Origin of the sequence: Shewanella sp. KT0246, assembly GCF_019654955.1 — a bacterium.
Lineage (GTDB): Bacteria > Pseudomonadota > Gammaproteobacteria > Enterobacterales > Shewanellaceae > Shewanella > Shewanella goraebulensis.
The window spans coordinates 50,042-60,922 of record NZ_BPEV01000029.1; the positions used below are offsets into that span (position 1 = coordinate 50,042).

At 39.0% G+C, this 10,881-nt stretch carries 9 protein-coding genes; 6 read left to right on the forward strand and 3 right to left on the reverse strand.

Going from position 1 to position 10,881, the window contains the following annotated elements:
• Positions 1-18 precede the first annotated feature (18 nt).
• The 3 genes from K5Q58_RS14835 to K5Q58_RS14845 all read right to left on the reverse strand — a co-directional run bounded on the left by K5Q58_RS14835 (position 19) and on the right by K5Q58_RS14845 (position 3,971).
• Positions 19-2,658, reverse strand: a complete 2,640-nt coding sequence (locus K5Q58_RS14835; RefSeq protein ID WP_220754694.1) for an MlaD family protein — start codon at positions 2,656-2,658, stop codon at positions 19-21.
• Entirely contained in the window at positions 2,645-3,235 is a 591-nt protein-coding gene (locus K5Q58_RS14840; protein WP_259651353.1) for a paraquat-inducible protein A, read from the reverse strand. The genes K5Q58_RS14835 and K5Q58_RS14840 overlap by 14 nt, the downstream gene beginning before the upstream one ends.
• A gap of 106 nt (positions 3,236-3,341) precedes the next feature.
• Positions 3,342-3,971, reverse strand: coding sequence for a paraquat-inducible protein A (locus tag K5Q58_RS14845; RefSeq protein ID WP_220754696.1), 630 nt, complete (start codon positions 3,969-3,971; stop codon positions 3,342-3,344).
• 229 nt (positions 3,972-4,200) lie between these two features.
• Between K5Q58_RS14845 and K5Q58_RS14850 the strand changes: the two genes are divergently transcribed.
• From K5Q58_RS14850 to K5Q58_RS14875, 6 genes are all read left to right on the forward strand, one after another.
• A complete protein-coding gene (locus tag K5Q58_RS14850) occupies positions 4,201-4,494 on the forward strand; it encodes a YebG family protein (RefSeq protein WP_220754697.1) in 294 nt (97 codons plus the stop codon).
• Between the two features lie 20 nt (positions 4,495-4,514).
• Positions 4,515-4,973: a GAF domain-containing protein gene (locus tag K5Q58_RS14855; RefSeq protein WP_220754698.1), complete on the forward strand. Its 459-nt coding sequence runs from the start codon at positions 4,515-4,517 to the stop codon at positions 4,971-4,973.
• A 269-nt stretch (positions 4,974-5,242) separates the two neighbouring features.
• Positions 5,243-5,878 (forward strand): RNA chaperone ProQ, encoded by a 636-nt coding sequence (gene proQ / locus K5Q58_RS14860; RefSeq protein WP_220754699.1) that lies wholly within the window; start codon positions 5,243-5,245, stop codon positions 5,876-5,878.
• A 22-nt stretch (positions 5,879-5,900) separates the two neighbouring features.
• Positions 5,901-8,015, forward strand: a complete 2,115-nt coding sequence (gene prc / locus K5Q58_RS14865; protein ID WP_220754700.1) for a carboxy terminal-processing peptidase — start codon at positions 5,901-5,903, stop codon at positions 8,013-8,015.
• Positions 8,016-8,110: 95 nt separating this feature from the next.
• A complete protein-coding gene (gene pepN / locus K5Q58_RS14870; protein WP_220754701.1) occupies positions 8,111-10,672 on the forward strand; it encodes an aminopeptidase N in 2,562 nt (853 codons plus the stop codon).
• 100 nt (positions 10,673-10,772) lie between these two features.
• Positions 10,773-10,881 (forward strand): DUF2835 family protein (locus K5Q58_RS14875; protein WP_220754703.1); only part of this gene is annotated, 109 nt, incomplete at its 3' end.

Consider the following 10,881-nt stretch of genomic DNA (forward strand, 5'->3'; position numbering starts at 1 on the left):
GATTACCTAACTTTTTACTTATTGTTTAACTTGCTCAGGTTGCCATCTGCGCCATTCTTCTTTCATCTTATTATAAAGACTAAAGCTAGCACCTGATGACAAAGCGTTCACATCAGTTGTCACATCTTCAGTAACTACCGAAATACCACCTGATAGTAAGGTTTCTAAAGAGCCTGTTTCGATTTGCGCACCAGAGAAAATACCTACTTCCAATTTGATGCCAGATGCATCCCAGAATCGGCTCGATTTATTAACAAGGTGCGTGTATTGCTTTTCAATGTGGGAGTACATTAAGACTTTATTGCCGCTATCTGATAACGAGTAACCATCAACTTGGCCAATAGATATCCCCCTGAAAAATATCGGTGTGCCCACTTTAATTGAACCTAATTGCTTGTCTTCTAAAATTAGCGTGACTGCGTCTTCGTCTATGTCTGCATCATATCTTGCTGATAAATGCGCTTCAAATGAATCAGTTGCTTCAGTTTGCTTACCTGGTAATACACCAATATATGGACCTGTGATTAAGGTTTCTGGTGCTTTAATCCCTGCTAATGATATTTGAGCATCAACAACAAAGAACTCAGTATCAGTTTGTGTAAAATGATCCGCATATTCACCGTAGAGGTAAGCCGATGCCGTCAAGCTATCAAGATCCTGATTGAGCTTTACTTGTTGAACAACACCGATTTGATGACCTTGATATCGAATAGCGGCTTTAGAAGCCACTTTAGCCTCTGCCGGTAAGATAAGGGTAATGGTTTTAGCTTGTTTAAGGGCTAATTCTTTTGAGTCATACAAACGCTGTTGATTGCCTATTTGATCTTCATTGAGTAAGCCTAGGCTGATGCTGCCTTTTAGTGCGCCTTCAAGCGGGGCAATATTGACTTCAACTCCAGATAAACTTGCATCAATGGTCGCTGCGTCATTACGCCAAAAAACGCTATTGTCACGGACTAGTTGGTTAAATTTATGTTGGATAGATAAAGTAATTGAAAATTGATCAGTTTTGCTTTCCCAGTCGACTGCTTTAACGGAGCCAATTTGCATTTTTTTGTAATAAACCGGTGAGCCTGCAGATAAACCTGCACCATCAATACTCTCAAGTGACATTGTGGTTAGTTTATGTTGATTTATAGACTCAAGGGCATGCTCAGTGGAGTTATAAAGTGCATATTGGCTATTAGGTCTAACTGATGCTTTGGTTTTTCCTCTGACCAGAGATACAGCACCCGCGACAATGGTATTTAAATCACGAGTTGTGACAGTAACGCCATCTAATGACGCATCTATAGTTAGAGCAGACTCAGAAACAAAGTGGCTGTCAGTGGTTAATAGACTTTGAAATTCGGGCAATATTTCAACTCTATACTCAACACCACTAAAATCATGAGAGAAGGTCACTTGAGTTACTTCACCAATTGGCATTTGTTTGTATCTTACTTCAGCGCCTTCTGTTAATCCGCTATGTTCTTCTGTAGTAAGTTTGATATGAAGCTTATCACCGCTAAGGAGGTCAGGAGCTTGATTTTGTAATGTGAATTGAGCCGGTAAAGTGGTTTCAGCAACTCCAGGTAAGACATTAACCACGCTACCCGTTAATAAGCGACTTGCATGCTTTACACCGTCCATTGATATTTCTGCGCCGGCTACCCAAAACTGGCTATCAGCATTAAGTAGCTGTTGATATTGACTATCAAACTTGGCTAAAAATTTAACCCCGTTTTCGGTAAGTTTAGTTTGGTGAATTTTACCTACTTCGATACCGCGATATACGATGGCTGAGCCTTGACTTATATCATCTGCATTATCGGCTGTTAAAACAAATTCAACACCTTTGACAGCACTTTCTTCATCTGGATATAAAACGTAGTTGTCTCCTGTAACGGCCTTGGCAGCTTTAGTATCAGAATTAAAGCTGATACCTCCTGCTAGTAAAGACGCGAGACTCTCTGTGTTAACTTTGATTCCCGATAGTGACGCATCGATTTTAAGACCTGAGACATTCCAAAATTGTGAATCCTGGTTAACTAGGTGTGCATATTGCTGCTCGATAAAGGTGCTGATAATAATAGTGTTGCTATCGATTAAGCGATAATTAACAACTTTACCAACAGGGACTTGGCGATAAAAAACCAATGAGCCCACATCAAGAGAGCCTAAAGTCGGGGTGGTCAGTTTTACAACAATACCTTCTTCTTCATTTGGGATCATTGAAGGCGCTTCGGTTGAAGCAATAAATTCAGAAGTAGAACTACCGTCTCCAGGCTCAATCGCAATGTAATTTCCTGAAAATAACGTATCTAAACCTTCAATTCCAGTAATGCTGGCTTTAGGTGTGACTAACCAAAAGAGCGTGTTTTTATTAAGGAACGGGTCCGAACGATAATCCATGACGATTTTAACATTCACCCCTGATAAATCTTTATCAAGGCTAATATCTGTTACTTTACCAACTGTTAATCCTTGGTATTTGACAAGGGTTTTTCCGATATCGATGCCAATAGCACTTGGGAAATGAACTTGTATTTCGATTCCTGATTCTTTGATACTTTTAACTCCAAGCCAAGCGCCTAGAGCAAGTGCCACAATAGGCAGTAACCAAATAGGTGAGAAGAGTTTCTTTTTAACGACTTTTGGTGATTCAATTCGTGTCATTGTTTTTTTCCAAGCGATCCCAAAGTAAACGTGTATCAAGTACCTTTGCAGCTAATTGAGTCAATAGTATGACTAGCGCGAACGCTGTAGCGGCAGGTGCAGGTTTTGCATCAAGAAGTTGTCCCATATTCACTACAGCAACAGTTAGCGCAATAACGAATAAATCAAGCATAGACCATCGTCCAATCCACTCGATGATATGGAAACCAACCATGAGCTTCTTTTTAGAAATAGGTAAATTGAAACTTATTGCGGTTAAGTAAATGGCTAAGCCCGCAATCTTTAACCAAGGCACTAATATACTGGCTGTAAACACAATAATAGCAATTGGGATCATATCTGAATGCACCAGATGTACAATACCAGTAAAAATAGTGTCATATGTCACTTTGCCTTGGTTAGTCAGCATTGTGATGGGATAAATATTGGCAGGTATTAATAATATGGCAGCAGTGATGAGTAACGCCCAACTCTGCTGTAAACTTTGTTCATTTCTGGGTTGTATTTTTGAGTAACAGCGACTGCATCGTGCATCTGAAATGGCATTAATATTACGACAGGTACCACAAAGTGTCATGCCAATTTCTTTGCCTTGCTTAGCAGTGTTAAAAGCATGCTCTTTGGGCAAAAGGTTCTCTGTCAGATGAGTTTCAGCTAAATTGCTTTCAGTCGTTTGTGTCGAATTATTCTTCATGAACCATTCTCCACATATGTTCTAAATTGTATTCACGCTGTAAAAATAAAATCACCAGAAATAGCATTCCAAAACAAAATGTGCCCATGCCTAGATAAATATCTGAAAAATCCGATAAATTAAATGCAGCCACTAAGAATGAAATTACATAAATTTCTAGCATTGATAGTTGTGAAAGTAGCCCATGGTTTTTTAGTAATCTGCGATAGGTTTGTTGCCAAAAGTCAGAATGCAGGCGGCGCTTAACAATTATGATTTGTAACAATATCGACAAGATTAATAGCCCAGGGGCAATCACTGCTGCAGCAATAACTGCAACTGCCACAATCCAATAACCTTGTACCCAAACCGCAACAGCACTCTCATAAACGGTCGTTGCCCTAATACTGCCTAAAAAATGAATTTCTAAAACAGGTAGAAAGTTGGCTGGGATATAAAAAAGTATAGCGGCAATACATAAAGCAAGCATGCCATTAACCGAGCAATAGGGTACGTCGTAAAGTGCCGTGTGACAACGAGGACATAATGCCCGAACATTAGAGGGCAGAGCACGACGTTGTACAGCTAAATCACAAGAACGGCACAATATAATGGTGTCTTGATCTAAACTTTTTGGCATATAAAAACTAAAACCATCCATTTAGTAAATGTGAGCAGCTAACTCCTGATGCAATTTGAGACATGTTTTAACGGCTATATTGCCTTAAATATGAGCTCAATCTGAGTTTATCTGTCCGGATTCGAGTTACAATGAAATGAGATAATACCAGAATAATCAGAATACTTGCATCAGAAGTTAGTTCTATGACACTCTATGCACTGTATATAAAAACAGTAAGAGGTTAATCATGGCGGTAATTACAAAGTTTGTCGTGGTCAGAGAAGGGGTGGAAAAGATGACGTTCACATCTAAAAAAGAAGCCGATGCCTATGACAAAATGCTCGACATTGCAGATAACTTAGTTCCTTTTATTACTAGCGCTGAGTTAAAAATTGACGAAAATAGTGTTGAGAAACTTGCATTTTATCTTGCGTCTAATAAAGATGAACTCGCAAATTTACTCAAAGGCGTCGTAAAGGCAAAACCGGCAGCGGCAAAACCTGCGACAAAAAAAGCCACTAAAAAAGCGGCAGCAGAATAAAATAATTGTTAGGAAGTAGAATGAAAGCTGAATTATATGACACCTTAAATCGACAAGTACTGGCTTTAATGGATGGCGAAGACGACCTTATTGCAGGTATGGCAAACTTTTCAGCGTTGTTGAATGATAATTTAGACGATATTAATTGGGTTGGCTTTTACATTAAACGTAATGACCAATTAGTGCTGGGTCCATTTCAAGGTAAAGTGGCCTGTACTCGTATTATTATTGGAAAAGGTGTTTGCGGTACAGCTGCGGCATTAGATCAAACTCAACTTGTTGAAGATGTACATCAATTTGAAGGTCATATTGCATGTGATGCAGCCAGTAATTCTGAAATTGTAGTACCTGTGCATCATGGTAAAGATGTGATCGCAGTGTTAGATATTGATAGTCCTTCTTTGAATCGTTTTGATAAAGATGATCAAAAAGGCCTAGAAAACTTAGTTAAAAGCTTCGAATCTTGCTTATTTGCTTAATTTGCGACCAAATAAGCCAAATTGCAGGTCGCAATCGCTGACACGAGCTTTATAATACTGAGCTGCACGCATTACTATGTTCAAAATTTATTTACTGTAAATATGCAGGTAAGTAAGTTAATTTGTTAAGGCATGTTTCAATTGCTTTAGCAATCATGTAGGAAATGCTAATTTGAACGTTAAGCAAGACTCTGTTTAACGAAAGATAAACGACTGTAACTAGCTAAGATAGCTATAAACCAGTCCCCTTATATAACGTGGAAGTAAAAATGGAATCAACAGACAAGTTGACCGACACCAACGCAGTTTTAGCGTATTTATATGAAACATTTCCTTTATGCTTTATAGCAGAAGGTGAAACTAAGCCATTAAAAATTGGGTTGTTTCAAGATTTAGCTGAAAGGTTGGCTGAAGATTCTAAAGTAAGTAAAACACAATTACGTGTTGCACTTAGACGTTATACAAGTAGCTGGCGTTACCTTAAAGGTGTTAAAACCGGTGTTCAACGTATTGATCTTGATGGCCAAGACTGTGGTGAACTTGAACAAGAGCATATCGATCATGCTCAGCAGACCTTAAAAGAAGGTCAAGAAAAAGCCAAAGCTAAGCGTCAAGCGCAAGCAGCTAAAGCAAACCCTAAGAAGACAGCTAAAAAAGCACCTTCTTCAAAAGCAGCTCCTGTTAAGAAAGACCGTCCTGCGAAGGCTAAAAAGCCTGCTGCACCAAAAGTTAATTATGTTGCTGCAAAATTTGACGAGCTTAAACAAAAACAACGTGTTAGTGTCAAGTTAGGACAAAATCCTGTTGCTGGCGTTATCACTGATATCAAGAAAGAAGATGTCCATGTACAGCTTGATTCTGGTTTAGTCGTTAAAGTACGTGCAGAGCATATTTTATTATCGTGATCATTTAAGGAGTAACTTGTTGATGCGAAAACTCACTTTGGCTGCGTCGATTGCCACTTTATTTGTCGGTTTTTCGGCTTGGGCAATTTCACCAACTATTCAAATCAACGAGTTACCTAAACTTGAGCAAGAGCCTCAACACAAGGTTGCGAGTAAGAGGGTAACGAATTTATTCACTCGTTCTCACTACCATCGCTTTGAGCTTGATGATGCTTTTTCTGAGTTGATTTACGACCGATATCTACAACAGTTAGATTTCAGACGTAACGTGCTTACTCAAGCAGATGTTGATAGCTTTAAACAATATCAGCATCTGTTTGACGATATGGTCAAAACTGGCAATATCGAACCTGCCTTTAATATGTTTTCTTTATTGCAAAAACGTCGTTATGAACGCTTTGCCTACGCATTGACTTTATTAGATAAAGAATTTGACTTCACTGAAGCGGATGATGCCTACGAATTTGATCGTGAAGAAGCGGCGTGGCCTAAAGATGAAGCAGAATTAAATGAGTTGTGGCGACAACGTGTTAAATACGATGCATTGAACCTCAAACTTGCCGATAAAGACTGGGAAGAAACAGTCGAAATATTAGGTAAGCGTTATAACAATGCCATTAAGCGTTTAAGCCAAACTCACAGCGAAGATGTATTCCAAGGTGTGATGAACGCCTTTGCTCGTACAGTAGAACCTCATACAAGTTATTTATCTCCTCGTAATGCAGAGCGTTTCCAAATGGAAATGAACCTAAGTCTTGAAGGCATTGGTGCGGTATTGCAAATGGACGATGACTACACAGTTATTAAAAGTTTAGTTGCTGGAGGCCCTGCAGCAAGCAGTGAAAAGCTGTCTCCAGAAGATAAAATTATTGGTGTTGGTCAAAAAGACGGCGAAATAGTTGATGTTATTGGTTGGCGTTTAGATGATGTTGTTGAGTTAATCAAAGGGCCTAAAGGCAGTGAAGTTAACTTAGAAATTCTGCCTAAAAAAGGCGGCGCAAATGCTAAAACATTCGAAGTCACCATTATTCGTGACAAAATTCGTTTAGAAGACCGCGCAGCGACATCAAAAGTAATTGAGCCTTCAGAAGGCGAATTTGCAAACCGAAAAGTGGGGGTTATTCAAATTCCTGGCTTCTACATGAACTTATCAGTTGATGTAGAGAAAGAAATTGCCAAACTTAAAGAAGATAAAGTTGAAGGTATTATCATCGATTTACGTGGTAATGGCGGTGGCGCATTAACCGAAGCGACTTTATTAACTGGTTTGTTTATTGATATGGGCCCAGTGGTACAAATTCGTGATGCTAATGGCCGTGTGACTCAAAATCGTGATAATGACGGAAAAAGTGCATACAGCGGACCATTAACAGTAATGGTCGATCGCTATAGCGCTTCAGCTTCAGAGATTTTTGCCGCAGCTCTCCAAGACTATGATCGTGCACTAATTGTTGGTGAAGCAAGTTTTGGTAAAGGTACTGTGCAACAACACAAGAGCCTTGGCCGCATTTACGATATGTATGAAAAACCAATTGGTCATGTTCAATACACTATCGCAAAATTCTATCGTATTAATGGTGGCAGTACTCAACTTAAAGGTGTAACACCAGACATTAAATTCCCAAGTGCCTTAGAGCCGGGCGAATATGGTGAATCTGAAGAGAAAAATGCTTTACCTTGGGATAAAGTGCCAGTTGCGCAATACGGAACACTTGGCAATATCTATCCAGAGCTGATCACCAAACTTGATACTAAGCATCAGCAACGTATTAAAACGGATGTAGAATTCGGTTATATTTTTGATGATATAGCAGAATTTAAAAAGCATCATAACGACAAGACTATTTCATTAGTTGAAAGTGAGCGTATTGCATCACGTGAAGAAGACGAAAAACGTATTCTTGACCGTACCAATGAGCGTCGTGTTAAGAATGGTCTTGAGCCTTTAGCTTCACTTGATGAAGAAGATGAAGAGACTACTGAAACTGAAGCAGGTTCTACTGAAGTCGCTGAGAATGATATGGCCGATACTGAAGAGTCTGATGAAGATGAATTAGAAGTGCCAGATGCATTCTTAGAAGAAACTGCATTAATCACCTTAGATATGGTTGATGCTAAAAAATCAGCAGTGAAATAAATCCTATTTTATTGCCAAAAAACGCGCTTTAAGCGCGTTTTTTATTATGTAAATTTTATGCCTATAAAGTGCTAAGTGTTATTCAAGGATTATTTATGACTCAAGCTCAAGCAAAACATTTAAAAGACTACCAAGCACCGACTTTCACAATAAGTCATATCGAGTTAGATTTTAATTTAAAAGGCTCAGATACTGAAGTTATCGCAACGAGTAAAGTTCAGAGAGTTGGCGATCATAATGAAGCTTTAGTACTTGTAGGTGAGCAGATTAATTTAGTCTCAGTAGAAATTAATGGTCAGCCTGCAGACTTCAAAGAGCAAGATAGCCAATTATTGGTGACCACAGAATTAAATGATTTTGAATTGAGACTGGTCACCAAACAAGATCCAGAAGCTAACTCAAGCCTTGAAGGGTTGTATATGTCTGATGGAGCATACTGTACTCAGTGTGAAGCGGAAGGCTTCAGAAGAATTACTTATTTCTTAGACCGTCCTGATGTTCTTGCCATTTATACTGTGAGAGTTGAAGCAGACAAAGCTGCATTTCCTTTCTTGTTAAGTAACGGCAACCTTGTCGAGAAGGGGGAAACAACTGCTGGTCGTCATTATGTGCGCTGGGAAGATCCATTTCCAAAACCTAGCTATTTATTCGCTTTAGTTGCTGGTGATTTTGATTTACTCGAAGATAAATTCACCACCCGTAGTAGCCGTGAAGTGAAATTACAAGTTTTTGTTGATAAAGGAAACTTACATAAAGCGGATCATGCGATGGTCTCGCTGCAAAAGTCGATGGCATGGGATGAAAGCCGTTTTGACTTAGAATACGACCTTGATATTTACATGATTGTTGCCGTAGATTTTTTCAATATGGGTGCGATGGAAAACAAAGGTCTGAATGTCTTTAATACAAAGTATGTATTAGCAGATACAGCAAGTGCAACAGATGAAGATTATCACGGTATCGAGTCAGTTGTTGGTCATGAATATTTTCATAACTGGACTGGTAACCGAGTCACGTGTCGTGATTGGTTTCAATTAAGCCTAAAAGAAGGGTTAACCGTATTTAGAGATCAAGAATTTAGCTCAGATCTTGGTTCTCGTGCGGTAAACAGAATTCAAGCCATTCGTGTAATGAAGAACCAACAGTTTGCTGAAGATGCAGGCCCAATGTCGCATCCAATTCGTCCTGAATCAGTCATTGAGATGAATAACTTTTATACCGTGACTGTTTACAACAAAGGTGCTGAAGTCATTCGCATGATGCACACCATTTTAGGTGAGAAAAATTTCCAATTAGGCATGAAGTGCTATTTCGAACGTCACGATGGACAAGCTGTGACTTGCGATGACTTTGTTAATGCAATGGAATCAGCGAGTGGTATCGATTTAGGTTTATTTAGAAATTGGTACAGCCAAGCAGGTACACCCATTGTTAGCGTGACTGACAGCTTTGATGCCGATAAAAAACAATATCAGTTAACCGTTAAACAATCTGTGACTTCACAAGGCGAGAAAGGCAAATTGTTGCATATACCTTTCAGCGTAGAATTATTAGATGCCGAAGGTCAGTCGATAAACAATCAAGTATTGGCGGTAAAGCAAGCTGAGCAAACGTTTACATTTAACGATGTTGAATCAATGCCTGTGCCCTCACTGCTGCAAGACTTTTCAGCACCAGTGCGTTTAGATTATGAATTTAATGTCGACCAATTAGTGCATTTAACACGATTTGCTACCAGTGAAGTTGCGCGCTGGGAAGCATCTGTCGGGTTATTCAGTCAAGCGGTTTGGCAAAATGTTGCGACATTAGCAGCAAAAGAAACCATGCATCTTGATGCTAGAGTCATTGAGGCTATTAGAGGCGTTATTTTAGATGAAAATATCGATAAGGCACTTGTTGCGGAAATTTTAGCTTTCCCAAGTGCTGCTGCACTTATTGAGCAAGTCAAAACCGTCGATTTAGATGCTTTGCAGGCAGCGCGAGAGTTTGTTGTAGATGAACTAGCGGAAGCTTGTTTAGATGAATTGGTCACTCGCTATCGTTCATTGGTTAATGAAGACGACGCGGCATCACGTGCGTTTAAAAACATCTGTTTAGTGTTGTTATCTCGAGTTTCTTCAGAATATGAAGACTTAGTGACTCAGCAGTATCACTCTGCCACCAACATGACAGACAGTTTAGCAGCACTTAAAGCGGCGGTTTTAGGTCAGTTATCTTGCCAACAGGCTTTAATGCAAGATTTTGAAAAGCAATGGGTATCTACACCGTTAGTGATGGATAAATGGTTTAGTTTACAAGCTTCCCAGAATACTGCCGATGTGTTATCTCAGATTAAAGCCCTGACTAACCACGAAAGCTTTAGCTTTAATAATCCTAATCGAGTTCGTTCTTTGATTGGTTTCTTTGTTGCAGCGAATACATATCAATTTCATCAAGCCAGTGGAGCAGGTTACGAGTATTTAACCGATATTCTGGTTAAATTGAATGAACTAAACCCACAAATTGCAGCACGAATGATCACTCCACTCATTCAATTTAGTAAGTTTGATGCAAAGCGTCAGCAGAAAATGAAAGACTGTTTATTGCGATTAAAAGCATTACCGAATTTGTCTAAGGATTTATTCGAGAAAGTTGAAAAAGCGCTAGAACAAGCTTAATTAATTTTAGTGAATTAAAGGCAATGGTTTAGCTGAACTTAGCTATTTCATTGCCTGTTTCATATATTTCAGTTTATTATTCTAAATTACGATTAACGGTATGCAATTTATATTTTCGATGTACATCAGCTTTAAAGATTTTCTTCCTTATTACCAAGGAACTGTAAAAAATGTCGAGGTAAAGGATGTTAACGGCAAAATATTACATA

Bases quoted from the DNA above. Each gene is read 5' to 3' on its own strand.
- K5Q58_RS14835 (WP_220754694.1), bottom strand. From the start codon at position 2,658: ATGACACGAATTGAATCACCAAAAGTCGTTAAAAAGAAACTCTTCTCA.
- K5Q58_RS14840 (WP_259651353.1), bottom strand. From the start codon at position 3,235: ATGACACTTTGTGGTACCTGTCGTAATATTAATGCCATTTCAGATGCA.
- K5Q58_RS14845 (WP_220754696.1), bottom strand. From the start codon at position 3,971: ATGCCAAAAAGTTTAGATCAAGACACCATTATATTGTGCCGTTCTTGT.
- K5Q58_RS14850 (WP_220754697.1), top strand. From the start codon at position 4,201: ATGGCGGTAATTACAAAGTTTGTCGTGGTCAGAGAAGGGGTGGAAAAG.
- K5Q58_RS14855 (WP_220754698.1), top strand. From the start codon at position 4,515: ATGAAAGCTGAATTATATGACACCTTAAATCGACAAGTACTGGCTTTA.
- proQ (WP_220754699.1), top strand. From the start codon at position 5,243: ATGGAATCAACAGACAAGTTGACCGACACCAACGCAGTTTTAGCGTAT.
- prc (WP_220754700.1), top strand. From the start codon at position 5,901: ATGCGAAAACTCACTTTGGCTGCGTCGATTGCCACTTTATTTGTCGGT.
- pepN (WP_220754701.1), top strand. From the start codon at position 8,111: ATGACTCAAGCTCAAGCAAAACATTTAAAAGACTACCAAGCACCGACT.